This is a genomic window from Actinoallomurus vinaceus, from assembly GCF_039542055.1.
GTDB classification, from domain to species: domain Bacteria; phylum Actinomycetota; class Actinomycetes; order Streptosporangiales; family Streptosporangiaceae; genus Actinoallomurus; species Actinoallomurus vinaceus.
Genome location: NZ_BAABHK010000003.1, coordinates 81,872 through 105,725, shown reverse-complemented (window position 1 = coordinate 105,725; position 23,854 = coordinate 81,872). Strand labels below are relative to the sequence as shown.

At 72.3% G+C, this 23,854-nt stretch carries 24 protein-coding genes and 3 tRNA genes; 6 read left to right on the top strand and 21 right to left on the bottom strand.

Going from position 1 to position 23,854, the window contains the following annotated elements:
* Window positions 1-2: 2 nt before the first annotated feature.
* The 3 genes from ABEA24_RS11660 to ABEA24_RS11650 form a co-directional block, all read right to left on the bottom strand.
* Window positions 3-74: transfer RNA gene (locus ABEA24_RS11660), tRNA-OTHER, on the bottom strand.
* A gap of 126 nt (window positions 75-200) precedes the next feature.
* Window positions 201-273, bottom strand: a tRNA-Ala gene (locus tag ABEA24_RS11655).
* Window positions 274-302: 29 nt separating this feature from the next.
* Window positions 303-376 (bottom strand) — tRNA-Trp (locus ABEA24_RS11650).
* Window positions 377-516: 140 nt separating this feature from the next.
* Between ABEA24_RS11650 and ABEA24_RS11645 the strand changes: the two genes are divergently transcribed.
* Window positions 517-1,791 (top strand): SGNH/GDSL hydrolase family protein, encoded by a 1,275-nt coding sequence (locus ABEA24_RS11645; protein WP_345430746.1) that lies wholly within the window; start codon window positions 517-519, stop codon window positions 1,789-1,791.
* A 140-nt stretch (window positions 1,792-1,931) separates the two neighbouring features.
* Here ABEA24_RS11645 and sigJ read toward each other — a convergent pair whose 3' ends face one another.
* From sigJ to ABEA24_RS11610, 8 genes are read right to left on the bottom strand one after another with little or no spacing between them, the layout of a single operon-like run.
* Window positions 1,932-2,837, bottom strand: a complete 906-nt coding sequence (gene sigJ, locus ABEA24_RS11640) for an RNA polymerase sigma factor SigJ (protein WP_345430745.1) — start codon at window positions 2,835-2,837, stop codon at window positions 1,932-1,934.
* A complete protein-coding gene (locus tag ABEA24_RS11635) occupies window positions 2,834-3,577 on the bottom strand; it encodes an SDR family oxidoreductase (RefSeq protein ID WP_345430744.1) in 744 nt (247 codons plus the stop codon). Before ABEA24_RS11635 ends, sigJ begins: the two co-directional genes overlap by 4 nt.
* A gap of 42 nt (window positions 3,578-3,619) precedes the next feature.
* Window positions 3,620-4,033, bottom strand: a complete 414-nt coding sequence (locus ABEA24_RS11630) for a hypothetical protein (RefSeq protein ID WP_345430743.1) — start codon at window positions 4,031-4,033, stop codon at window positions 3,620-3,622.
* 34 nt (window positions 4,034-4,067) lie between these two features.
* Complete coding sequence (locus ABEA24_RS53475) at window positions 4,068-4,169, bottom strand: DUF397 domain-containing protein (protein WP_425551170.1); 102 nt, start codon at window positions 4,167-4,169, stop codon at window positions 4,068-4,070.
* Window positions 4,166-4,273 carry a DUF397 domain-containing protein gene (locus tag ABEA24_RS11625; RefSeq protein WP_345430742.1) on the bottom strand — a complete coding sequence of 36 codons (108 nt, stop codon included), beginning with the start codon at window positions 4,271-4,273 and terminating at the stop codon, window positions 4,166-4,168. Before ABEA24_RS11625 ends, ABEA24_RS53475 begins: the two co-directional genes overlap by 4 nt.
* Window positions 4,270-4,371, bottom strand: a complete 102-nt coding sequence (locus tag ABEA24_RS11620; RefSeq protein WP_345430741.1) for a DUF397 domain-containing protein — start codon at window positions 4,369-4,371, stop codon at window positions 4,270-4,272. Before ABEA24_RS11620 ends, ABEA24_RS11625 begins: the two co-directional genes overlap by 4 nt.
* Window positions 4,368-5,222 carry a helix-turn-helix domain-containing protein gene (locus tag ABEA24_RS11615; RefSeq protein ID WP_345430740.1) on the bottom strand — a complete coding sequence of 285 codons (855 nt, stop codon included), beginning with the start codon at window positions 5,220-5,222 and terminating at the stop codon, window positions 4,368-4,370. Before ABEA24_RS11615 ends, ABEA24_RS11620 begins: the two co-directional genes overlap by 4 nt.
* Window positions 5,223-5,282: 60 nt before the next feature.
* On the bottom strand, window positions 5,283-6,491 hold the full coding sequence (locus ABEA24_RS11610) for an MFS transporter (RefSeq protein ID WP_345430739.1): 1,209 nt from the start codon (window positions 6,489-6,491) through the stop codon (window positions 5,283-5,285).
* A gap of 65 nt (window positions 6,492-6,556) precedes the next feature.
* Here ABEA24_RS11610 and ABEA24_RS11605 point away from each other — a divergent pair, with 65 nt between their 5' ends.
* Window positions 6,557-6,973, top strand: coding sequence for a MerR family transcriptional regulator (locus ABEA24_RS11605; protein WP_345430738.1), 417 nt, complete (start codon window positions 6,557-6,559; stop codon window positions 6,971-6,973).
* Between the two features lie 359 nt (window positions 6,974-7,332).
* Here ABEA24_RS11605 and ABEA24_RS11600 read toward each other — a convergent pair whose 3' ends face one another.
* Entirely contained in the window at window positions 7,333-8,244 is a 912-nt protein-coding gene (locus ABEA24_RS11600; protein WP_345430737.1) for a TIGR03620 family F420-dependent LLM class oxidoreductase, read from the bottom strand.
* A 97-nt stretch (window positions 8,245-8,341) separates the two neighbouring features.
* Between ABEA24_RS11600 and ABEA24_RS11595 the strand changes: the two genes are divergently transcribed.
* On the top strand, window positions 8,342-8,920 hold the full coding sequence (locus ABEA24_RS11595; RefSeq protein ID WP_345430736.1) for a TetR/AcrR family transcriptional regulator: 579 nt from the start codon (window positions 8,342-8,344) through the stop codon (window positions 8,918-8,920).
* A gap of 10 nt (window positions 8,921-8,930) precedes the next feature.
* Here ABEA24_RS11595 and ABEA24_RS11590 read toward each other — a convergent pair whose 3' ends face one another.
* From ABEA24_RS11590 to ABEA24_RS11570, 5 genes are all read right to left on the bottom strand, one after another.
* Entirely contained in the window at window positions 8,931-9,206 is a 276-nt protein-coding gene (locus ABEA24_RS11590) for an early set domain-containing protein (RefSeq protein WP_345430735.1), read from the bottom strand.
* Between the two features lie 117 nt (window positions 9,207-9,323).
* Window positions 9,324-10,142, bottom strand: a complete 819-nt coding sequence (locus ABEA24_RS11585) for a class I SAM-dependent methyltransferase (RefSeq protein ID WP_345430734.1) — start codon at window positions 10,140-10,142, stop codon at window positions 9,324-9,326.
* A gap of 180 nt (window positions 10,143-10,322) precedes the next feature.
* Window positions 10,323-11,264 (bottom strand): carbohydrate kinase family protein, encoded by a 942-nt coding sequence (locus ABEA24_RS11580; protein ID WP_345430733.1) that lies wholly within the window; start codon window positions 11,262-11,264, stop codon window positions 10,323-10,325.
* Window positions 11,261-11,935: a class II aldolase/adducin family protein gene (locus tag ABEA24_RS11575; RefSeq protein ID WP_345430732.1), complete on the bottom strand. Its 675-nt coding sequence runs from the start codon at window positions 11,933-11,935 to the stop codon at window positions 11,261-11,263. Before ABEA24_RS11575 ends, ABEA24_RS11580 begins: the two co-directional genes overlap by 4 nt.
* A 45-nt stretch (window positions 11,936-11,980) precedes the next feature.
* Window positions 11,981-13,210 carry a cytochrome P450 gene (locus ABEA24_RS11570; RefSeq protein WP_345431426.1) on the bottom strand — a complete coding sequence of 410 codons (1,230 nt, stop codon included), beginning with the start codon at window positions 13,208-13,210 and terminating at the stop codon, window positions 11,981-11,983.
* Window positions 13,211-13,406: 196 nt separating this feature from the next.
* On the opposite strand from ABEA24_RS11570, the gene ABEA24_RS11565 reads away from it, so the two are divergent.
* A complete protein-coding gene (locus ABEA24_RS11565) occupies window positions 13,407-14,222 on the top strand; it encodes a hypothetical protein (protein ID WP_345430731.1) in 816 nt (271 codons plus the stop codon).
* Window positions 14,223-14,665: 443 nt separating this feature from the next.
* Here ABEA24_RS11565 and ABEA24_RS11560 read toward each other — a convergent pair whose 3' ends face one another.
* The 4 genes from ABEA24_RS11560 to ABEA24_RS11545 are packed head-to-tail and all read right to left on the bottom strand — an operon-like array spanning window position 14,666 to window position 21,059.
* On the bottom strand, window positions 14,666-18,223 hold the full coding sequence (locus ABEA24_RS11560; protein WP_345430730.1) for an AfsR/SARP family transcriptional regulator: 3,558 nt from the start codon (window positions 18,221-18,223) through the stop codon (window positions 14,666-14,668).
* A gap of 51 nt (window positions 18,224-18,274) precedes the next feature.
* A complete protein-coding gene (locus ABEA24_RS11555) occupies window positions 18,275-19,015 on the bottom strand; it encodes an IclR family transcriptional regulator (RefSeq protein WP_345430729.1) in 741 nt (246 codons plus the stop codon).
* On the bottom strand, window positions 19,012-20,301 hold the full coding sequence (locus ABEA24_RS11550; RefSeq protein WP_345430728.1) for a cytochrome P450: 1,290 nt from the start codon (window positions 20,299-20,301) through the stop codon (window positions 19,012-19,014). Before ABEA24_RS11550 ends, ABEA24_RS11555 begins: the two co-directional genes overlap by 4 nt.
* Window positions 20,298-21,059 (bottom strand): alpha/beta fold hydrolase, encoded by a 762-nt coding sequence (locus ABEA24_RS11545; protein WP_345430727.1) that lies wholly within the window; start codon window positions 21,057-21,059, stop codon window positions 20,298-20,300. The genes ABEA24_RS11550 and ABEA24_RS11545 overlap by 4 nt, the downstream gene beginning before the upstream one ends.
* 658 nt (window positions 21,060-21,717) lie before the next feature.
* Here ABEA24_RS11545 and ABEA24_RS11540 point away from each other — a divergent pair.
* Window positions 21,718-22,725 carry an ATP-grasp domain-containing protein gene (locus ABEA24_RS11540; protein ID WP_345430726.1) on the top strand — a complete coding sequence of 336 codons (1,008 nt, stop codon included), beginning with the start codon at window positions 21,718-21,720 and terminating at the stop codon, window positions 22,723-22,725.
* Window positions 22,722-23,846, top strand: coding sequence for a SagB/ThcOx family dehydrogenase (locus ABEA24_RS11535; protein ID WP_345430724.1), 1,125 nt, complete (start codon window positions 22,722-22,724; stop codon window positions 23,844-23,846). Before ABEA24_RS11540 ends, ABEA24_RS11535 begins: the two co-directional genes overlap by 4 nt.
* Window positions 23,847-23,854: the final 8 nt, after the last annotated feature.

Here is a 23,854-nt window from a genome sequence, read left to right as displayed (position 1 = left end):
GGCAAGGCCGGCCGGATTCGAACCGGCGTCCTCCAACCCGCTGTAAGGCGCGACGACCTCTGCGCTACGGCCCTGCCGCGAGAGAGCGTAGCGAACAACCCGGACACTTCGGGATCGAACAGGAGGAACGCGCTGCTCGGCGCGTCGACCGGCCCCGTCGGCGGCCGGTGTCGACCGCCGGGATCGGCCGGTGTGAGTGACAGAACCGACCGGATTCGAACCGGCGTCCTCCTGATTGCAGATCAGGCGCGACGACCTCTGCGCTACGGCCCTGCCGGGGGTGAGCGTAACGAATGTGGGGGCGAAGACCGGCCGGATTCGAACCGGCGTCCTCCTGATCTGGAGTCAGGCGCGACGACCTCTGCGCTACGGCCTCGCCGCCAGAGAGCGTAGCGAGACGCGGCGATGCCGCGCCGACGAGCCTCGCGGCCGATAGTGGACCGCCCTATTGCCCCGATCGGAAGAGCGTTTTACGTTCCGTCCGGAAAACGCTTTCCGATCAAGGCAGGTGGTTCGATGCTGCGCGTACCGGCGAGTGGAACGAGGTGGGGGCGTCTCCGGGGGCGTGTCCTCGCGGCGGCGGTGCTCCTGGCATGCGGGATGGCGGCCACACCCACGGCCGAGGCGGCGCCGCATCCGGCGAGCCCGCACGGCACGCATCCGGGGCGCGGCTGGGTGGGTTCCTGGGAGGCGTCCCCGGCCCAGGGCGTGACCGCTCCGGCCGGCACGCTGTCGGGCTCCTCGCTCCGGAACATCGTGCACCTCAGCGCGGGCGGCGCGGCCGTACGGATCCGGCTGTCGAACAGGTTCGGCACCGAGGCGCTGCCCCTCGGGCACGTCACCGTCGCCGTCCGGGCGGGCGAGGACGGCGCGGCGGCCGTCCCCGGCACCGTACGCGAGGTGACCGTCCACGGGGCGCGATCCGCCTCCGTGCCGGCCGGAGCGGACCTGGTCACCGACCCGACCCCGCTGGCCGTACGGCCCGGAACGGACCTGCTCGTCACCGTCTACCTGCCCGCCGTCGCGGGCCCGGTGACCACACACTCGCTCGCCGAGCAGGTCTCGTACTACGCCCCCGGCGGCGACCACGCGCGGGACGTGTCCGGTGACGCCTACACCGGCACGGTCGGGCAGCGGTACTACCTCACCGGCGTCGACGTCCTGAACCCGCCCGCGCGCGGCAGCCTCGCCGTCCTCGGCGACTCGATCACCGACGGCTACGCATCGACCGTCGGGGCGAACCACCGCTGGCCGGACTACCTCGCCGACCGCATCCGCGCCCTACCGCCGGTGCGGCGCCTGGGCGTGCTCAACGCCGGCATCAGCGGCAATCGGCTCCTGCTCGACGGCGGATCCTTCGGCGTCAACGCGCTCGCCCGGTTCGACGAGGACGTCCTGTCGCGGACGAACGTCCGTACCCTCATCGTCCTCGAAGGGATCAACGACATCCAGCAGAGCCCGCACCAGACCGACCCGGCGAAGCTCGAGGCGGCGTACGAGACCATCGCGGCCCGCGCCCACGCGCGGGGCATCAAGGTGATCGGCGCGACGATCCTGCCGTTCAAGGGCTGGCAGGTGTACGACGACACGCTCGAGGCCACACGCGAGGCGGTCAACGCCTACATCCGCACCAGCCGCACGTTCGACGGCGTCGTCGACTTCGACGCGGTCATCCGCGATCCGGCCGCCCCGCTCGCGATGCTTCCCGCGTACGACTCCGGCGACCACCTGCACCCGAACGACGCGGGCTACCGAGCCATGGCGGAAGCGGTGGACCTGACCAGTCTGTGAGGCCCGGCGGCCGCCGGGCCTCACCGGGACCGGCGGCCCGCCCGATGGGTCCTTCAGAGGCGACAGCCTCGAGAACGCTGTGACCATCAGTGATCACGATGGCCGTGCGCGGCGACGCGCGGGTTGCGGCGGCGGGTCGTTCAGGAGCGGACGGCCGTCAGCTTGTCGGGGTTCCGGATGACGTCGAGGGCTGCGATCCGGCCGCCGTCGACGGTGAACGCGACGACGTTCAGCACGCCGTCGGGGTCCCGCATGACGAGCCCGGGCGCACCGTTGATCTCCGCGATCCGCACGTCGTCGATCGGGCGGCGGGTGAACGCCAGCAGCTTCCGTGCGACGTTCTCCGCGCCCCGCTCGACACGGTGCAGCGCCGAGACCTTGCCGCCGCCGTCGCTCCGCCACGTGACCTCGGGATCGAGCACCGCGACGAGTCCCTCCAGGTCACCGTCCTGGCACGCCGCAGCGAACGCGGCGACCACGTTCCGCTGCTCGGCGTACGTGGGTGGGAAACGCGGCAGCCCCTGCTCGACGTGTTGCCGCGCGCGTGAGGCCAGCTGGCGCACCGCTCCCGGCTTCCGGCCCACGACCTCGGCGACGTCGCCGAAGGACAGCCCGAACACGTCGTGGAGCAGGAACGCCGTCCGTTCTGCCGGTGACAGCCGTTCGAGGACGACGAGCAGCGCCATGCTGACCGACTCGTCGAGCGTGACCCGGTCCGCTGGATCGTCCGTGCCGACGTCCTTGACGAGCGGCTCGGGCAGCCACGGGCCGACGTACCGCTCGCGCCGCGCCCGCGCGCTGCCCAGCGCGTCGAGCGCCAGCCGGCCGACGGTCGTCGTCAACCAGGCGCGCAGATCGCGGACCTGGCCGGGGTCGTCGAGCCGGCGAAGGCGCAGCCACGCCTCCTGCACGCAGTCCTCCGCCTCGGCCAGGGACCCGGTCGTCGCGTACGCCACGTTGAGCAGCCGCGGCCGCTCCGCTTCGAACGCCCGCGCGAGCTCGTCCTGATCGGCTCTCCCGTCACGGTTCGACCGCGCCGCCGTCATCGCCTCTCCGCCTCCAGCCACGACGCGAACCGCGTCGTTCCGCGAACGTCGGGCCGATCGCTGGTGAGCGCACCGGCGCGCAGCGCCCGCCCGATCCCGCCGGGCAACGGCAGCGGCAGCGGCAGAACACGGCGGCCCGTCACCGACCGCCAGGTCCGGGCGAGATCCCGGATGCCGGCGACCTCCGGACCGGCCACGTCGACGCGCCGCCGGTACGGAGCCCCCTCCGCGACATCGGCGACCGCCCGCGCCACCTCGGCGACCGCGACGGACTGCAGACGGCCTCGCGGCACCGGCAGCACCCGCCACCGCGCGGCCGACGCGAACGTGGCGTCGACCAGCTCGTGAAACTGCGTCGCGCGCACGATCGTCCAGGGCACGCGGCCCTCTTCGACCACCCGCTCCTGCTCGGCCTTCACCTGGAAGTAGGCCATCGGAACCCGGTCGCAGCCGACGATCGACACGCAGACATGGTGCCCTATGCCCGCCTTCTCCTCCGCGGCCAGCAGCCGCCGTGACCCCTCGACGAGCGTGTCCGCCGCCCGCTTCGACGCGTTGGCCGCGTCGACCACGACCTCGCATCCCGCCAGGGCCTCGTCGAGCCCTTCTCCGGTCCTCAGGTCCACCCGGTACTTCTCCGCGCTCCGGCTCAGCACCCGTACGTCATGTCCGCGCGAACGCAGCTCCTCGACCAGGTGCCGGCCGAGCGTCCCCGTTCCTCCAGCGACAGCGATTCTCATGCCCTTGAGACGACACGGCCCGCAAGAGTGTTACATCGGCCGTCACGACGGCCGCGCGCGGCGACGCTCGGGTCGTGGCGGCGGGCCGTTCAGCCGGAGGAGCGCCTCCCGTACGGCGACGCGTCCGGCCATCCGGAAGGATTCGTCCCGAGAGTCCGTCTCGTGGACGCGGATGCCCCGCAGGACGACCGCGAGCGCCAGCGGCACGTCGGTCACCTTCTCCGCCAGCTCCTCCCGGATGCCTTCGACCAGCGCGGCGTGGAATCCAGGCAGCTGATGGCGGAAATGATCCTCGACCGTGACGCTGTCGGCGACCTCGAACGTGAAGCCCTCCTCCCACGGTTCGAAGTCCACGACGACGATTGCGACGTCACTGAGACAGCTCGTCTGGCGCACATAGCGCGCCTGAACTCCACGGATCGGACACGGCGGAAACGCCCCGACCTCACCCTCCATGCGCCCGAATGTAGCCTCCAGCGTCGTCGAGACGTCAGGCGACCGTCCAGGACGTCACCTCGACGCAGTCGCTTTCATTTGAGCCGCTGAAGGTGCTCTTCCGCCAGGCAGCAGGGGCCTGCTCCGGCGAACTCACTTCGTTCTCTCCACGTGGACAGCCACCTCGACGCAACTGCCTTCGTTGGATCCGCTACGGACGCTCTTGCGCCAGGTCTCTCTAGCTGAATCAGGGCTGGTCATGTGTTGGAAACCACGGCGATCTCGACGCAGTTACCCTCGTCGGATCCGCTATGAACGCTCTTGTGCCAGACCGCATCGGCCAGATCGAAGCTGCTCATGTTGCCGACAGTATCTGTTCGATGAGTCGAAGCGAACACCTTTCGTCCAGGGAGGCGTCCTTGAAGTAGCTGAAGATCCTCTCAAAGATGGCGACCTCCCTGTCGTCCTCGACAAAGTTGCTCTGCGTGAAGTCTTCCACCAGGCTTACCGTCAGCTCGCCTGGTGGCCGGAGTGTCAGGAGATCGAACGACCCGGCGATGCCGAGATGGGCATCAGCGGAAAATGGAAGCACGTAGATCGCGATTCGGCTTGACCCAAGCTTCTCGATGAGGTGGCGGAGTTGTTTGCGCATGACAGATGTACCGCCGACCTGCTGTCTTAAAGCGGCCTCGCCGATGACTGCCTCGAAGCGAGGCGGGTCCGTTCGGGTGAGGATTCGTTGACGGTCCATCCGGAACCTCACTAGTTCGGAGTTGTTTCTCGCTGGGCTGCGTAGACCCGCCTTCATCAAGGCCCACGCGTACTCCTCTGTCTGAAGCAGGCCGGGAATGACGCTCGGTTCGAAGTTGCGGATCAAGGCAGAGTCTTCCTCGAGGCTTGCGAGGTCCAGTGCGGCCGCAGAGATCCGTCCTTCTCTCGCTCGCTGCCAGTTCTTGCCGGGGTCGTGCCTGGCGAGGTGGATGAGGGACTCGCGGAGGGGGCCGTCGGGGACGCCGTAGAAGTCGAGCAGGTCGGCGAGCTCCTGTGGGTCGACGGCGTGCAGGCCGTTCTCGAGCGTGCTGAGCCAGCCCGTGGAACGGCCGTAGCGGCGGCTGGCCGTGTCCACGGTCATCCCGTTCTCTTCATGGGCCTTGCGCAGCGCCGACCCGATCCGGCGCAGGCGTACGGAGGGCACTTTCGCGAAGGGCATCTGCCCAGCATGTCACCGTCCGCGCCGGATCGAATACAGAAAGTCGCGCAGGGTGAACGTTCACGCGGTGGAGCGTTTCACCGGGAAGCCGTGGGTGCGGGCTGCGGCGACGACCAACAGGACCGGAGCGAGGAGCGCCAGGAGGCTCCACGGGAAGGATGCCGGGCCGAAGCGGTCCAGGAGGATGCCGCCGATGATTCCGCCGCCGGCCATGGCGACGTTCCACAGGGTGACGAGCATGGCCTGGGCGGCGTCGGCCTGGTCGCCGCCCGCGTCACCCGCGGCGGTCTGCAGCAGCGTGGGCACGCCTCCCCAGCCGAGCCCCCACAGCGCTGCGGCGCCGTACACGAGGGCGGGACTGCCGGCGAACCCGGCCAGGACGGCGGCGGCCGCGGCGACCAAGAGGGTGGCGGCGATGGTGAGGGTTCGCAGCCGGCGGTGGATGTGGGCGCCGACGACCCAGATGCTCACCATGGAGGCGATGCCGAACACCAGTAGCACCAGGTCGGTGGAGCTGCCCATGCCGTGCCGGTCGAGGAAGGTCGCGATGTACGCGTAGAGGATCGTGTGGGCGAGCACGAACACCAGCGTGACGAACAGGACCGGGGTCACGCCGGGGACGCGCAGCGCGGCCAGGATGGGGGTCCGGTCGTGTCGGCCCTGGCCCGGATGGTCGGGGACGGCCGCGACGATCCAGGCGATGAGGACGACGGTGAGCGCGGTCATACTCAGGAACGCCGTCTGCCAGTTCAGCGCCTTGCCGAGGAAGGTCCCGGCGGGCACGCCCAGCGACAGCGCGATCGGGATGCCGGCCATGGCGATGGCCATCGCCCGGCCCTGGAGGTGGGCCGGGGCCAGGCGGCGGGCGTATCCGGCCAGCAGCGCCCAGGCCAGGCCCGCCGCCACTCCGGCGACGAACCGGGCCGCCATTGTCACTGGGTAGTTCGCCGAGACCGCCGTGACCGTGTTGGCGGCGGCGAAGCCCGCCATCGCGGTCAGCAGCAGGCGCTTGCGTCGCCATCCCGCCGTGGCGGCGGTCAGGGGGATCGCGGTCAGCGCCGTCGCGATCGCATAGATGGTCACCAGCTGCCCGGTCGCGGACTCGCTGACATGGAGGTCCCCGCTCATCGCGGGGAGGAGGCCCGCGGGCAGCGTCTCGGTCAGGCTCGTGATGAAGACGGCGGTCGCCAGCGCCAGCAGCGCGGACAGGGGGAGCGGGCCGTTGTCGGTAGGTGAATGGACAGGTCGCTCTGTGTTGCGGAGGGACATGCCCGTATGCTCAAACCCTCACATACATGTGAAGGTCAAGTCGCGACCACGCAAGGTGGGTTCACATGCGCATCGGCGAGCTGTCAGAGCGCACCGGGACGTCCCGGCGGCTGCTGCGCTACTACGAAGAGCAGGGTCTGATCGTCTCCGAGCGCTGCGCGAACGGCTACCGCGATTATGACCCGCGCTTCGTCGACCGGGTCATGCAGATCAGGGGACTGCTCGACGCCGGGCTGCCGACGCGGATCATCAAGCAGATCCTGCCGTGCCTCGACAAGCCCCGGTCCATTCATTTCCCGGACGCCACCCCGGAGATGATCGCGACGCTGGAGCGCGAACGCGACCGCATGACCGAGCGCGTCGAGTGCCTGACCCGCAACCGGGATGCCATCGCCGAGTACCTCGAGGAGGTACGCGGCGGCGTCCCTCCGGTCGTCGCCGCCGAACCGTCCGCGACCGCCGGCCCACGGTCGGCCGACTGAGGGCGGCCGGATCCGGTCGCACACAAACCGGTGCCGTGATCTCCGCTCACCTGCGGGAACACCCGCTGGAAGCTGTGTTTGTGTGCGTACGGGTTCGGCGGTGATCGGATGCGCCACCTGCATGGGCCCTGCGGGTTCCCCTCAGCCGCCGGCGTACGCCCTGCGGCTTCCCGTCCGCGGCCGGGGGCTCGCCGGCGGTGAAGGGGTGGTACCTCGTGGAACGCGCTTCCGGCACCGCGTCGTCGACGCGGCCAGCCGGACCGCTGCGCGGTCAGCCGGCCAGCCGGACCGCTGCGCGGTCAGCCGGCCAGCCGGACCGCTGCGCGGGCGGCCGTGCGGTCGGCCAGCCGGTCGGCGGGTCAGCCGGCCAGGGCGGCGAGTTCGCGCCATTCGGGGAGTGGCAGGGCGGCCGGGTCGGCGGTGAGGACCTGCAGGCAGACGTGGTCGGCGCCCGCGTCGAGGTGCTGCCGTACGCGTTCGTGGACCGCCTTGACGTCGCCGTACGCGACGATCGCGTCCACCAGGCGGTCGCTCGGACCGCCGGCGATGTCCTTGTCGCCGAAGCCGAGCCGCCGGACGTTCGCCTCCTGGTGGGCGGCCGCCGTGACGTAGCCGCCGACGTGGGCCCTGGCCAGGTCGCGGGCCCGGCCGAGGTCGGTGTCCAGCACCACCGCCTGCTCGACCCCGAGGAAGGCGTCCGGGCCCATGATCTGCCGGGCCCGTACGGTGTGCTCGACCGGTACGAAGTACGGGTGGGCGCCCCAGGTGCGCTCGCCGGCCAGTGCCAGCATCTTCGGGCCGAGCGCCGCGAGCACCCGGCGCGGCGCCGGGTCGGGGACCGGGCCGTGGTGCGGGACCGCGTCCATGGAGTCGAGGTACGCGCGCATGGTCGCCGCCGCCCGGCCGCGCGCCGGCATGGGATAGCCGTCGAGTTCGTGGATCGTGTCGTCGACCCGGTGGCCGCCGAGACCGAGCAGGTAGCGGCCGGGGAAGGCGTCGCCGAGCGTGCGCTCCGCGGTCGCCATGGCGATCGGGTCGCGGAACGCGATGTTGGCGATGCCCGACGCGACGGCGATCCGCCGCGTCGAGGACAGCAGCAACCACGCCTGGCCCACGGTGTCGCGGCCGAACGCCTCGCCGTACCAGATGGCGCCGTAGCCGAGCTCCTCGATCTCGGCGGCGGCGTCCCGCACCCGCCCGGCGGGCTGCCCGTCGAAGGCGAAGGTCCACACCCCGACCCGGCCGAGCCCGTGGCGCGCGTCGTCCGTCATCTGTAGCTCCTCACACAATTACCGGAGAACCTCTCCGGTTCGTCGCCGTTAGAATACGGAGAACCTCTCCACTTGGCTACCGGAAAAGGGATCGGACATGGCGACGGGGAACGGCCGGGCGGTCACGGAACGCCCGCTGCGGGCGGACGCGCGCCGCAATCACGAGCGGCTCGTCGCGGCGGCCCGGGAGGCGTTCGCCGAGGCGGGACCGGAGGCGTCCCTCAACGAGATCGCCCGGCGGGCCGGCGTCGGACCCGGCACGCTCTACCGGCACTTCCCCACACGTCAGGCGTTGCTGTCGGCGGTCCTCCAGGACCGGATCCGGACCCTGTGCGGGCACGCCGAGCGCCTCATGGCCGCCGACGCTCCGTACGAGGCCCTCACCGAATGGCTGGGCGCGTTCCTGGTGCACGCACGCGTCAACCAGGGGCTCGGCAGCGCTCTGATGATCGAGGAACTGGACGGTATGGGCGCCGACTGCCACCGGCGGATCCGGGACGCGGCCGCGGGGCTGCTCGGGCGGGCCCAGGAGTCGGGAGCGGCCCGGCCCGACCTGTCATCGGAGGACCTGCTCCAGCTCGTCGTCGGAATCGCCCTGGCCACCGCCCGGAACGACGACGACCCCGAGCAGCCGGACCGGCTGCTCGGGGTCGTGCTCGACGCGGTGCGCGGATGACGGGGAAGGATCAGACCTCGATCAGGCAGCCGTGGTCGTCGGTGCGGTCGGCGGTGTCGTCGTCGAACCACACGCCGCCCGTGGCCAGATAACGGAACCGGTGGACGCCGGGGGAGAACGTCACCGAGACGCTGCGCGTGCCGTTGCGCCGCCTGACGAGCTCATGCCGGCCGGGCTCCCAGCCGTTGAAGTCGCCGACCACGCTGACGACACCATCGGGCAGGTCGAGGGGAAGGCTGAACGTGACGCGGGTCTTGCGTCCGAAAAGCCGTGAGCGCCTGAGCATCGGGGCTCCTCGTGAAGGGGGTACCGTGAGATCGTTCCAAGCTTGGCGCGCCCGGAGCCGGGCAGACCGGACGACACGGTATGTAACCCAGAATTCACGCAGGTCGCGCCGGGTCGGTCAGAAGCGGTACCGCAGAAGCCGTCCCATGTTCCGCATGGCCGGGATGCGGTTCATCGTGCGGCAGGCCAGCCGGACCGGCCACCCGTACCGGCCGAGCTCCGGGATGTCGAAGAACGTCTGCTCGGCGACGAACGTCAGGCCGGGCGCGAGGAGTTCCACGTCGTGGGGGTGGTCGATGCCCCACCCGCCCAGTTTCGCCCCGGATGCCTTGATGACCCCCTGGCGGGCGCCGGCCCGCATGCCGAGTGAGTTCCACGCGTCGAACATGAGCACGCCGCCGGGCAGGTGGTACGTCAGGCGCTCGAAGAGGTCCCCGGTCTCCTCCCGGGTGAGGTACATCGTCAGACCTTCGGCGATGACCACTCCGAACCGGTCGTCGGGCACCTCCGCCAGCCAGCCCGGATCGGTCACCGAGGACGCGATCAGGTGGTACCCGGGCCGCTCCGGGTACAGGCGGCGCCGCAGCGCGACCACATCGGGGTAGTCGACGTCGTACCAGCGGACCGTCGGCGGCGGATCCAGCCGGTACACCCGGGAGTCCAGGCCGCAGCCGAGGTGCAGCACGGTCGCATCGGGAAGCTCCGCCAGGGCGCTGCGCGCCCAGTCGTCGAGATACCGCGAGCGGACGGCGGCGGAGACGGCGGTGTTACGGGTCACCTTCAGGCGGGAGAAGTCGTACTCGATCCGGTCGACCGCCTGCTCGGCCTGCTCGTCGACGAGGACCGGATCGGCGGACCGGCTCTCCATCGCCTTGCCGTACAGGGTCGCCAGCATCGTCTCCTGAACGCCGGACAGGGCGATCTTCTCGGTCGTCACGGCAGGTCCTGTCCCTTCGCCAACGGCAACAGCGGTTCAGAACTTACATCCAATTCACAGATTAGTGAAACTTTGGAATATAGGAAACCGTCTGCGCCGGTAGGGCGGCCCTGCCGGATCGGACGTCAGAAGGCGCGGACGATACCGGCCGCGGTCATCCCGCCATCGGTGCGGCGCGTGTCAGCGCATGCCCAAGGGGCGGGCGTGCGCCGCGAACGCGTCGGCCGCGGCGAGGTCGAACTCGCCGTGGTCGCTGCCGAGCCCCTGGGCCACCAGCGCCGCCGCCGCGCAGCCGAGGACGGCGGCCTCCCGCAGCGGGCGGCCGAGGCCGACGCCGCGGAGGAACCCGGCCGAGAACGCGTCGCCGCAGCCGGTGGTGTCGACGACCTCGACGGCGAACGCCGGTACTTCGAGCGTCTCGTCGGCGGTCATCACCAGTGCGCCGCGGGCGCCCCGGGTGACCGCGACACAGCCGACGCCCCGGTCCAGCAGCGCGCGGGCGCCGTCCTCGAGGGTGGCGGCACCGGTGAGGCCGAGGACCTGTTCGTCGTTGGGCAGCAGGTGGTCCAGGTACGGCAGCGCGGGCGCGATCGAGTCGAGGATGCCGGGATCGCCGGGCGCGAGCAGGTCGGCGGAGGTGACCACGCCGGCCGACCGCGCGGCGGCGAGGATCTTCGCCGCGCTCTCGCCGCCCATGAGTTCGGGCCCGCCCAGGTGGAGGTGGGTGGCGGCGGCGATGTCGGCGTACGGGGCGTCGTCGCCGCCGTAGGCGATGTTCGCGCCCAGGACGTGGAAGGCGGGCCTGCTGCCGTCCGGTCGGATCGGCAGCACCGACGCCGAGGTCTGCACGGTGTCGCGGCGCACCACCAGCGAGGTGTCGATCCCGTGCCGGGCGAGCATGGTCAGCAGCAGGTCGCCGATCGGGTCGGCGCCGACCGCCCCGGCGGTGCGGACCGTCGCACCGAGCTTGGCCAGGGTGACCGCGGTTCCCGCGGCCGTTCCCGCCGGGCCGAAGCGGATCTGATCGACGAGCGCCGCGCCCTGCCCCTCCGGGATGACCTCGACCGGGCGGACCTGCACGTCGAACACGTGCGCGCCGAGGGTGATGATCGTCTGCGTCATCGGGCGTTCTCCTTGTCGATCCGCCGGGTCCGGCCGTAGCCGCGGCTCAGCGCCGCCGTGATGACGGCGGCCTGCTCGTCGGTGCTCAGCGCCCGGGGCGTGCCGATCGTGGCGGCGCGCAGGTAGACGCCGCACGCCCACTCGAGCAACAGCGCGTTCTCCACCGCCTTGTCCAGCGTCGGGCCGTGCGCGATCGCCCCGTGGTTGGCCAGGAGAGCCGCCGACCTGCCCTCCAGTGCCGTCAGCACGAGCTCCGCGAGTTCCGGGGTGCCGAAGACGGCGAACGGCGCGACCCGTACGGATCCGCCGATCTGGAGCTGCTGGTAGTGCACGCACGGGAGCTCGTCCAGCACCAGGGACAGCGCGGTGGCCTGCGGCGAGTGCGTGTGCACCACCGCGCCCGCGCCGTACCGCTCGTAGACGCCCAGGTGCAGCTCGAGCTCGGAGCTCGGCTCCAGATCTCCGGCGACCACGCCGCCGTCCGGATCCACCACGGTCATCTCGTCCAGGGTGGCGTGCCCGAGGACGACGCCGGTCGCGGAGATGGCGATGCGATCGCCCGAGCGCGCGCTCACGTTGCCCGCCGTGCCGATCAGCAGCCCTTCACGGGCGAGGCCGTGGCATGCCGCGGCCACCGAGCGACGCAGCCGTTCCAGGTCCGCATCCGCCATGAGACCGAAGGCTAACGGTGAACATGAATCAAAGTCACGTTCAGGTCAGAAGGCGCAGGGCAGCCGGCTGATCCCGTTCACGAAGCTCGTGCGCTGCCGTACGGGCGCGGCGGTGGCGTGGATCCCGGGAAGCCGGGTGAACAGTTCCCGCAGCAGGACCGTGATCTCACGCCGGGCCAGGTGCGCGCCGAGGCAGAAGTGGGGGCCCGGCCCGCCGAACCCGACGTGCGGATTGGGCGTACGGGTGATGTCGAAGACGTCGGGGCGGTCGAAGACGGCCTCGTCCCGGTTGGCCGAGTTGTAGTAGAGGACGACGCGGTCCCCGGCCCGGTAGGTGTGCCCGAGGAGCTCGACGTCACCGGTGACGGTGCGCCGCATCCAGGTGACCGGCGTGGCGTACCGGACGACCTCCTCGACGGCCGTGGGCAGGCGGGTCTCCAGGTCGTCCAGGAGCAGCGTCCGCTGGTCGGGGTGGTCGGTGAACAGCGCGAGCGCGTGGGACAGCGCGGTGCGGGTCGTCTCGTTGCCGGCGACCACGAGGAGCCCGAAGAACTTCCCCAGCTCGCGCTCGGTCAGCGACTCTCCCTCGACGTCGGCGTGGACGAGGGCGGTGACCAGGTCGTCGGACGGGTGCGCGCGCCGGGCCTGGGCGAGCTCGCCCATCAGGGCGTGCAGGAAGGAGAACTTCTCGATGAGGACCGAGGCGCGGTCCTGCCCGTCGGGCCCCACGTAGTCGGGGTCGCCCATCGCGATGATGACGTTGGTCGCCTCGATGACGTCGCCGTACGCCGACTCCGGGATCCCCATCATCGCGCAGATGATCGTGAGCGGCAGCGGCATCGCCACCTCGGTGACGAAGTCGCAGGGGCCGCGTTCGGCCAGGCGGTCGACGATCTGGGCGGCGATCAGGGAGACGTCGTCCTCGAACTTTTTGATCATCCTGGGCGTGAAGGCGCGCGAGACGATGCGGCGCAGCCGCGCGTGCCGCGGATCGTCCAGGCTGATCATGGAACCGACGTAGTCGCGCAGCACGGACGGCGGGTCGTCGAGGCTCGTCGAGGTCGGCTCGGAGCTGAAGACCTGCGGGTTCCGGCTGACCTCGAGGATCTCCGCGTGGCGGGTGAGGGCGTAGAAGCCGTCCACCGGCTGTCCGGGGCGGGGATACTCGACGAACACCGGCTCGTCGGCGGCCCGCAGCTTCGCGAACACCTGATGACGGTCGTCCGGAGGACGCGCCCAGAAGTCGAGCCGCGCGAGGTCCGCACCGTACGCCATGGCCACCGCCCCCAGGATCGACGCTCAGCGGAGCTACTGACGCCCACGGTAAGACACGGTCGGTGCCCGTGTCACCGGAGCCGGTAGGTCGCATTTCGCCGGGTTTTTCGGTGTGTATACAAAAAGGCGCTTCCGGTTACTCCGACGTCACAGCGGCGATCACGCGACGCAACGCGGGCTTCGCAGAGTGGTCGGCATGGGACTGAAGCTCAGGAAAGGCCGCTCGATCGACCGCGTCGGCGTGCCCCACGGCCACGGCAGGCGAGCCTGGCGGCGCGAGGCCGTCGAGTTCGCGGCGCTGTTCGTGGCCGCGGGAATCGCCCACCTGTTCTCCACGGCGCTGGGCCACCGCGAGTCCGGCGCGCTGATGCTGATCGCGCTCGGTGGCGTCCTGTGCGCGATCGTGTCGGCGCACATCTGGCTCACCCACCGGCACGACCACCACCGGCCTCACTCGTCCGAACCCCGGCCCGCGCCGGAGACCGTGGTCCCGGCCGCCCGCCTGTGGCGCGTACGGGCGCGGGTGCGGGAGACCCCGGGACAGCTGGCGGCGCTGGCCGCCGCGACCGCCGCGATCGGCGGCAACATCATGTCGCTCAGCACCCAATCCGACACCGACGGCACCGTCGACGAACTCCACGTGCAGGTTCCGGAGCCCGTACGGGCCGAGACACTGGTCGACGCGCTGACCGCGGCGGGCGGCCGGTCGGTACGGGCCCGCCCGGCCACCATGCGCGAACTGGTCGACCCGGTCACCCGCGCCCTCCTGCTGGCATCCTGGGCCGGCGAGGATCCGGACCGGCTGCCGGTCGCCCTCGCGGCACTGCTGGACGCCCGCCTCGCCCCCGACACCGGTGCCCACGACGGCCGCGAGACCCTCTCCCTGACCGCCCCGTCGGGGGACCGGATCCGGCTGCACCGGCCAGGACTGCCCTTCACCGCCACCGAGACGGCCCGCGCGCTCGCGCTGCTCGGCCAGGCCACCCGGACCGCCGAACCCCGGACGGCGTGAGCCACCGCACCTTGACCGGCGAGCCGCGGCACCTGGGGGCGCGCCGCCGACTGCGGCGTCCGGCTGCGACGCGGTGTCGCGCGGCGACGGCTGTCGGTGGTGCGGACAGCAAGCCCGCGCCGTCGGCTGTTCGGCGTCGAACCCCGGCCGACGCCGACCACACACCGGTGCCGGGACCGCGCGGCCGCCCCGGCCGACGAGCCGCGACACCCTGGCCGGTCGGAGGGGCGAATCACGGACGGTGTGAGGCACGGCACCCTGGCCTGCGTGGTCGGCAGCACCCTGGCCCGGCGTGGCGCGGCACCCGGCCCGTGCGAGCGCGCTCACCCGGTGAGCCGAGAGCCGGACGGTGAGCGGTAACCACGCAGTGGGCTGGGACCGGGCGGTCGACGGGAACCGACCCGGTGAGCCGTGGACTCCGGGCGGCGTACGCGCAGGCCGCATCAGGGCCGTCCGGCGGCGGTCAGCCGGGCGATCTCCTTGAGGCAGTCGGCCGCTGACGTGGAACCGCCCTCGTCGTACGCGGCGGCGAACGCCGCCTCCGGCAGCGCGGCGTGGATCCGGGCCGTGGCGCGGTCGATGTCGTCGCGCTCGACGGGGCCGGCGGCCAGGCCGGACGACCGGCGCAGCGCGGCCGCCGTGCCCAGGAGGCGGGCGGCCGGGGTGGGATGACCGGCGAGGCCGAGTGCGCCGGCGACGCCTTCCAGGGCGCCGGCCGTGTCGCGGGGGGCCTCCATCCGGAGCGCGGCGGCAAGGGCGTCCCGGTGGAACGCCAGCGCCGTGGTGGCGTCCCCGCGACGCTCGGCCACGTGACCGAGGCCCACCTGCAGGAGCGGCAGGTGCAGCGGCGGCATGGCCTCTGTGTCCCGGGGCACCGCCCGCAGTAGCGTCTCCAGGTGCTCCTCGGCGACGTCCAGATCGCCCTCGCGCAGCGCGGTGAGACCCACGGTGATCCGGGCGAACACGACGGCCGGCTGGTGACCCTGTTCCACGGCGAGCCGCAGCGCCCGCTCGCCGTACTCCCGTGCCGACGGGTACGCGCGGCGCATCATCGCGCTCCAGCCGAGCCAGGCCAGCCGCATGGCGACGTCGGGCCAGAGCCGGAGCTCCTCGGCCGCGGCCAGCCCCCGGCGCTGGAGGCGGTCGGCGCGTTCGTGGTCGCCGGTCAGCTCCGCCAGGGCGCCGAGCCACTCGGTGGCCTGCAACTGTCCCCAGCGGTCACCGACCTCGGCGAACAGGCGCGCCGCCCGCTCGCCCTCGCTCTCCAGCAGGGCGGGTTCCCCATGGGCATGCGCGTACTTGGCCCGGAGGATGAGGACGGCGGCGCGGCCCCACCGGTCGCCGACCGCGTCGAATCCCTTGAGAGCCTGGTCGAGCAGTTCCGCGCCGGCGGCCGGGTCCTCGACCTCGCCTGCGGTGAAGGCCAGGAACCACTGGGCGCGTGCCAGCGCGGCCGGCGCCTCGGCGTCCTCGAACAGCCGCAACGCCGCCTGCCGGCGGGCGGCCCAGTCGGTGTGGTCACCCTGCAGGAGGGCCATGCCGGCGCGCCAGGCCAGGGCCGCAGCACGGCGCCGGGCCCGCTCGGGGGTGTACGCCGGGCCATCGTCCGGTGCGAGGGCCGTGGCAGGATGCCGGGCCTGCTCTGGGGCGCGTGCCGGATCACCGTCGTGCCCGAGAGCCTGCTCGGGGGTGTGCGTTGGGGCATCGCCGGGTGCGGGGACCGTCGCACGGTGCCGGGCCCGTTCTCGGTCGGACGTCGGATCACCGTCGTGCCCGAGGGTGTGCTCGGGAGGGTGCCCTGGGCCACGGTCGTGCCCGAGGGTGTGCTCGGGGGCGTGTCCTGGGCCACCGCCGCGTCCGAGAGTCTGCTCGTGGGTGTGCGCCGGGCCGGCGCCGAGCGCGAGGGCCGCCTCGAGGGATCGCCGTGCCTCGGCCAGGCGGCCGCGCAGGAACCAGGACCAGGCCTGGGCGTTCACCAGCCGCAGCGCCGACTCGGCGTCGCCGTCGGCCACCGCGCCGTCGAGCGCCGTCCGCAGGTTGGCCGCCTCGGTGTCCAGGACGCTCAGCCACCGGGCCTGGTCGTGCCCGTACAGGTGCGGCTCTGCGCGCTCGGCCAGCTCCGTGTAGTACCGGCGGTGCCGGCGGCGTACCGGCTCGTACTCGCCCGCCTCCTCCAGCCGGTCCGCGCAGTAGGCGGCCACCGACTCCAGCAACCGGTAGCGAGGCCCGTCGTCGCCGTGCTCCGTCATCGCCACAAGAGAGCGATCGACCAGGCGGACCAGCAGGTCGAGCACCTCCTCCGCCGGCAGGCCGGCTCCGGAGCAGACGGCCTCGGCGGCCTCCAGCGCGCACCCGTCCGCCTGGACGGCGAGCCGGCGCAGGACCGTGCGCTCGGGTTCGGACAGCAGCTCCCAGCTCCAGTCGATCATCGCCATCAGCGTCCGCTGCCGCTGCGGAGCGCCCCGGTGGCCGGTGGCCAGCAGCCGGAACCGGTCGTCCAGCCGGGCCACCAGGCCGTGTACGCCGAGGGCCCGCATCCGCGTCGCGGCCAGTTCGAGGGCGAGCGGGATGCCGTCCAGCCGCCGGCAGAGCACCGCGACGGCCGGAGCCGTCTCCGCGTCGAGCCGGAACCCGCGCGCGGCGGCCGTCGCCCGGTCCACGAAGAGGCGGACGGCGCTCGACCGCGCCAGCGCCGCCGGGTCCGACTCGTCGGCGCGGGCGGGGATCTCCAGCGGCGGGACACTCCACACCACCTCGCCGGTCAGCCCGAGCGGCTCCCGGCTCGTGGCGAGTACGCGCAGCCCCGGCACCGCTCGCAGCAGCCGATCCGTCAGCTCGGCCACCGGCTCGATCAGGTGCTCGCAGTTGTCCAGCACCAGCAGCAGCCGCTGCGCCGACAGCGCGTCGGCGAGGCGGTCGACCGGCGCGACGAGCGCGCCCTCGCCCGCGGCGTCGCGGATGTCGAGGACGCGCATCACCGCGTCCACCGGGGCGGCCGCCGACGCCGAAGACCCGGAGAGGCCCGCCAGTTCGACGAGCCAGGCGCCGTCGGGGAAGCCGTCCACCAGCCGGGCGGCGGCCTCGACCGCCAGCCGCGTCTTCCCGACCCCGCCCGGACCGGTGAGCGTCACCAGCCGGTCGGTCGCCAGCCGGTCACCGACCGCGACGAGGGCGTCGTCGCGGCCGATCAGATCGGTCGCCGGCGCGTGCAGGTTCGTCCGCGGCCGGGCGGGAACGCCGGCGGCCGGCGCCTCCAGCACGGGGTCGTGCTCGAGGATCGCCTGGTGCAGGGCGACCAGCTCCGGACTCGGATCCAGCCCGAGCTCGTCGGCGAGCTCGGTGCGCAGCCGGTCGTAGCTGTCGAGGGCCTCGCTCTGCCGCCCGCTGCGGTACAGGGCGCGCATGTGCGCGGCCCGCAGCCGCTCCCGAAGCGGATGCGCGGTCAGCAGGTCGCCGAGCTCGCCGACCAGCGCGCCGTGCTCGCCGAGGGTGAGGCGGACCTCGGCGTGGTCCTCCAGCGCGGTGAGCCACTGCTCCATCAGCCGGGCGACGGTCGCCTGCGCGAACGGCTCGTCGGCGAAGTCGGCGAGCGCCGGGCCCCGCCACAGGGCCAGGGCGTCCGCCAGGGCCGCCGCCGTCGCGGCCGGCTCGTCGGCCTCGCGGGCCCGGCGGGTGAGCGACCGGAACCGGTGCGCGTCCAGCCGGTCGTCGTCGGCCTGGAGGAGATATCCGGCCGGCCGGGACACCACGAGCGTCCGCGCGCCCGGCTCGGCGTCCTCCAGGACGCGCCGCAGCTGGGAGACCTTGGCCGAGAGCGCGCCGGCGGGATTCCCGGGCAGCCGGTCGCCCCAGAGGTCGTCGATCAACCGGTCGGCGGGGACCGGACGCCCCGCGTGCACCAGCAGGTCGGCCAGCAGCGCCCGTACCTTCAACCCGGGCACCGGAACGGGGCGGCCGTCGTCGGTCCACACGGCGAGGGGACCTAGCATCCCAAAGCGCATGAGCTGCACGATAACCCCCGACAGCCTCGCCCCGACCCTCCGCTCGGAAGGTCAGAGGAGGTGGGCGATCTCGGTGGCGGCGGCGCGGACGCGTGGGGCGATGGCGGACTCCTGCTGCGCGCCGATGGTCACGACGCCGACGCTGGCCTCGGCGGGCCGCCCCGTCGGCATGATCGGTGCGGCGAGGCCCCACGCGCCGGGCTGCAGCTGGCCGGCGGTGACCGAGTAGCCGGCGCGGCGGGCGTCCTCCACCACCGGTGGCTCGTCCGGGCGGGGCGGGCGGCCCGCGAGGATGGCGATGCCGGGCGCGCCGCGGTCGATGGCGTGCCGGTTGCCCGGACGGTAGGCGATGTGGATGTCGGAACCCCGGGGCTCGGCCACGGCGAGCGCGACCACCTCCTCCTCGGTGTCGCGTACGGCGATGAAGGCCGTGGCATGGCAGTCGTTGGCCAGGGACTGGAGCGCGCCGGCGGCGGCAGCGGTGCGAAGCGGCTGCTGCACCGCGGCGGCGAGTTCGACGATGCCCAGTCCCAGCGTGAAGAGGTTGCCGGCCCGGGTGACGAGGCGGTGGTTGCGCAGCGCGGTCAGGTGCCGGGCCACGGCGTTGCGGTGGACGTCGGCGGCGCGGGCGAGCTCGGTGATGGTCAGCCCCTCGGGATGCTCCCGGAGGATCTCGAGAAGCCGGAGGCCGGTGTCGATCGTCTTCGACCCGGCGGCCGGCCCCGGCGGCGCGGATGCGCCGGCGCGCGGGCGGCCAGGTGGTCCTGAGCGGTGGTGCTGTCGGTCGGTCATCGAGCGTCACTCCGGCGAACGGGCGTGAAGCGGACGGGCAGGTGCTTGATACCGGCGATGAAGTTGGACACCAGACGGCCGGGCGGCCCGGCGGCCTCCAGGTCCGGCAGCCGCCAGAGGAACTCCCGGTAGAAGATCCGCAGCTGCAGGCGGGCGAAGTGCGCGCCGAGGCACACGTGCGGGCCGTCGCCGAACGCCACGTGGTCGTTCGGGCGCCGCGCGATGTCGAACCGCGCCGGCTCGGCGAAGCTCCGCTCGTCGCGGTTGGCGGAGGCGTGGAACACCACCACCTTGTCGCCGGCGGCGATCGGGCGTCCGGCGAGCACGGTGTCCCGTACGGCGGTGCGCCGGAAGCTGAGCACGGGCGGATGCCAGCGCAGCATCTCCTCGATCGCGGAGTCGAGCAGCTCGGGGTGGCCGAGGAGGCGCCGGTGCTCGTCCGGGTGGTCCAGCAGCGCCATGACGCCGCCGGGCAGGGCGGAGCGCACGGTGTCGTTGCCGGCGATCACCAGGAGGAAGAAGAACATCGACAGCTCGGGGTCGGTCAGGCCCCGGCCGTCCACCTCGGCCGTGGCGAGGGCCGTCATCAGGTCGTCCGCCGGATTCCGCCGCTTCACCGCGGCGAGCGCGTGGGCGTACTCGAACATGTCGCGCAGCGCCGCCGGGGACCGTGGGTTGACGGGCGCGCCGTCCGTACCGCGGGCGGCGCCGCCGTGCTCGGGGTCCTGGTAGCCGATGACGCGGTTCGTCCACTCCAGGATCCAGCCGCGGTCCGCCTCCGGAACGCCGAGCAGGTCCGCGAGATTCCGGATCGGATAGTCGTCGGTGACATCGACCGGCAGGTCGCACTCGCCGCGTTCGGCGATGCCGTCGATGAGGAGGCGGGCACGCCGCTCGACGTCGGCCGCGAACCGCTCGACCCGGCGGGGCGTGAACACCTTGGCGGCGATGCGCCGCAGCCGGCCGTGCTCCGGCGGATCGAGGTTCAGCATCATCTGCCGGATGAACGGCAGGTCGGCGGGGTCCGGGTCGCGGATCTGCGTCGCCCCGATCCAGGAGCTGTACTCGGCGGGGGTGCGCAGCACGTGGACGACGTCCGCGTGCCGGGTCACGGCCCAGAACCCGGGCCCGGCCGGCCAGCCGCCGACCTCGTGCTCCTCCTGCCAGCGCACCGGGTCCTCGTCGCGCAGGCGACGGTACGCCTCGTGCGGGACGCCCCGCGCGTAGCCACGCGGGTCGAACACGTCGAGGTCCGCGGGCGCCCCGGCCTCTCGTCCCGGCGTCATGCGGCCAGGAAGCGCTCGACCGCGGAGACGAGCGCGAGCGGCGTCTCGTCCATGGCGTAGTGGCCGGCGTCGTCGAAGACGGTCAGCTCGGCGTTCGGATACCACTCCAGCCAGGTCGCCCGCATGACGTCCGCGGACAGCGCGGGGTCGTGCCCGCCGGAGATGACCAGGACGGGCGTGGCATTGCCGACGACCTCCACGTGGAAGTCCGTACGCGCCCAGGCGTCGAGGTAGGCGCGGAAGGCCGGGACCGTGGAGTTCTTCAGGGAGCAGGCCACCATCTCCTCCAGCCAGAGAGCCGGAAGGCGCGACCCGGTGGTGAGGTCGATGATCGCCCGCCGGTTGCCGGGCTCGTCGGCGGCTCCGGAGAACAGCGCCCAGCCCTGCTCGTCGAACGGCACGCCGGACGCGGGGACGGGGGAGACGCCGGCCAGCCTGCGGACCCGGCCGGGCGCGTCCAGCATCACCCGCTGCATCACCGCCCCGCCCATCGAGTGCCCGAGCAGGGAGAACTCCTCCCAGCCGAGCCGGTCGGCCAGCGCGATGACGTCCGCGGCGACCTCGGCGAGGGTGTACTCGCCGGTGAGGCCGCGCGCCTCGCCGTACCCGCGGTAGTCCGGGAAGGCGTACGTGAACGCCTGTCCGTTCAGGTACGGCCGGATCTTGTGGAAGGCGCCGCGGTCACCGAACCAGCCGTGGAGGGCGATCACGCGGTGCGGCCCGGAGCCGCACAGGTCATGGGGCAGGGCGACGGACACGGTTCTGACCTCCACTCTCGTGCCCGAATAGTGGGCACGGCGCTCGAGGAACGGGCGTTCGTGAGGCGAGCATCGGATCTGGCTCCGCCCCCTGTCAACGCCCACGCCCTTCCCCGGCGGAAGCCGGCGCCCGCGAGCCACCGACCGGCGGGTTGCGGCGAGAGGGCCTTCCCGCTGCCTTCCCGCTGTCTTCCCGATGCCTTCGCGACCTGCGCGGACGCACCGGCTCGCGCGATGGACATCGCCCGCTCGTACGCCCGGCTCCGATCGGATTTTCGATTTATGCCGGTCCGCTCAGTGGACCGGGATCTTCTCATTCTCCCGATCGTGTGGCGGAATTCAGTCGTCGACGGATTTACCCGAAAGGAGGTGTTGAGAATGCAGGAGATCGCGAAGCTGGTTCTGGCCGGAACGGCCGACGGTGGCGCTCTCGGTGAGTACGCGCGGGAATACGCGAGCGTCTCGCCGAACCACGACAAGAAGGACAACTGACCGTCCTGAAGGTCGGGCGCGACGGTGGGGACGTGAATCACCTCACGGCCCCGCCGTCGCTCCGGCCGAGAATACCTGATTGAGAGAATCACGGATGGGCGTTGAAACCGCGCTTCCCCTCCTGATGCGCATGAATTCCTATTCATGTGCGCTGTCGAATCGGACGATGGATTTTCAGCAGCGCATGTTCGACTTCGGCGTGCACCGGGCGGACCCGGACGCGCCGGCGGTCCCGTGCGTCCTGGTGCTGACCCGCGCCGCCGACCGCGAGATGGACGCCCTCTCCCTCGAGCTCGCGGCCAAGGGCGTACGGCTGGCGCGGATCGACGGCGACCGCTGCGTCGACGTCCCCGTGTCGGTGGTGGACGACGGCCGGATCACGGTGGCGGGCGAGCCGTTCGCCCCGCGGCTGATGTGGCTGCGGCACTTCGACCTGACCGCGATTCCGGCGCCGGCCGGGCACGGCGAGTACGTCGCCGGTCAGTGGGACGCGTTCCTCGCCTGGGCCGTGGCCAACCCCGGCTGGCGGCTGGTGAACCGCCCGGCGCGGGAGCTGGACCGGTTGACGCAGCTCGACGGCGCCCGCCGGGCCGGGCTGACGGTGCCGCGCACGGTGCTGACCACGGAGCCGCGGCGGAGCCTGTCGGCGCTGGGCGACCCGTCCGGCGGCTACGTGCTGAAGCCGCTGGGGAGCCACTGGCTCGAGCCCGAGCCGGGGTCGCTGCGCAGCCTGTTCCCCCGGCGCGTCTCACGGGCCGATCTGCTGGCGGGCGGGCCGGAGGCCGGTCCAGCGCTCGTCCAGGAGTTCGTCGAGTCCGACCACGAGTTGCGGATCTTCATCGTCGGCGACGAGGTCGTCTCCTTCCGCGTCGACAAGCGGTCCGCCGAGGACCTGTGGACCGATCCGGAGAGCGTGCGGGTCACCCCGGTCGAGGCTCCGGGCCGGCTCGTGGCCGCGCTGCGCGGCCTCTGCGCGTCCTGGGGGCTGGGCGTCGCCGCCTTCGACCTGCTCGTGACCGAGGACGACTACGTCTTCCTCGAGGTGAACGTGACCGGCGACTGGCTGTGGTTCGAGCACCGCGCCGGTTCGGCCTCCGTTTCCGAGGCCGTTCTGCGGTACGTCACCGGTGCGTTCTCCGCGGCCGACCCGGCGTTTTCCGAAGGAACGGGATGAGACTCAAGGTTTCCGAGAACGCCGCCATGTTCTGGGACGGCGGACGGCTGGTTTGGGACGACTATGTGCGGCACCGCCAGTACGAACTGACCGAACACGCGGAATGGCTCTGCCGATGGTTCCGTGAATGGCGGGACGTCGAAAGCGTGACGCGGCTGTGCGCCGATTCCGCCGACGCCGAGCGGATGCGGTCCTCGGTCGCCGAGTTGCTGCGCGCGGGCGTTCTCATCGCCGAGGACTCGCCGGAGAGTAAGACCGAGCGAGCCCGGCTCCACGCCTGGGATGGGTGGGGGACCGCCGCCCGCTATTACCATTTCGCGACGCGAATGCATCACGGCACCGTTTTCGCCGACGGCGACGACGACGCCCGCCGGCTCCGCGAGAAGGCGCAGGCCTCGCCACCGCCCGGTCCGTACCGCGACTTCACCGACCGCCCGTTCGTGCCGGCGCCCGCACGGCCGGCGGCCGGGACGTTCACCGGCGGATCGCTCGGCGAGGTCCTCATCGCCCGGCGGACCACCCGCCGCTTCAGCGCCGAGCCGATCGACCTGGCCGACCTGAGCACGCTCGTCGGGACCGCGATCGGGCCGTCGCCGACGCGGCCGCGATCGGCCGACGACGAACTGTTCGGGAATGTGTTCAAGGCCAGCCCGTCGGGAGGCGCCCGGCACCCCATCGAGGTGTACGTGCACGCCCTGAACGTCACCGGGCTCGAGCCGGGCTTCTACCACTTCGATCCTGTTCGCGGCGGTTTCTCGGACCTCGGCGTCGCGTGGTCGCGCGACCAGGTCGTCCACTCGGTGGCCGACCAGGCGTGGATCGGCGGAGCCGCCGCGGTCCTTTACTACACGGCGGTCCTCGCCCGCAGCCGCTGGAAGTACGGCGTGGGGCGGACGTACCGGATCGTCCTGATGGACCTCGGCCACCTCAGCCAGACCGTCTACCTGCTGGCCACCGCCCTCGGCCTCGGCGTCGGCTTCTCCGCCGCGATCCGCGACGAGGCGATCGAAGAGGCCCTCGGCTGCGACCCCGACCAGGAGATCGCGCTGGGAGTGACGGCGCTCGGCCGGCCGACCGGACTCGACCAGGTCTCCGCGGCGCTCTCGCGCCCCCACACGTGACCCCATTG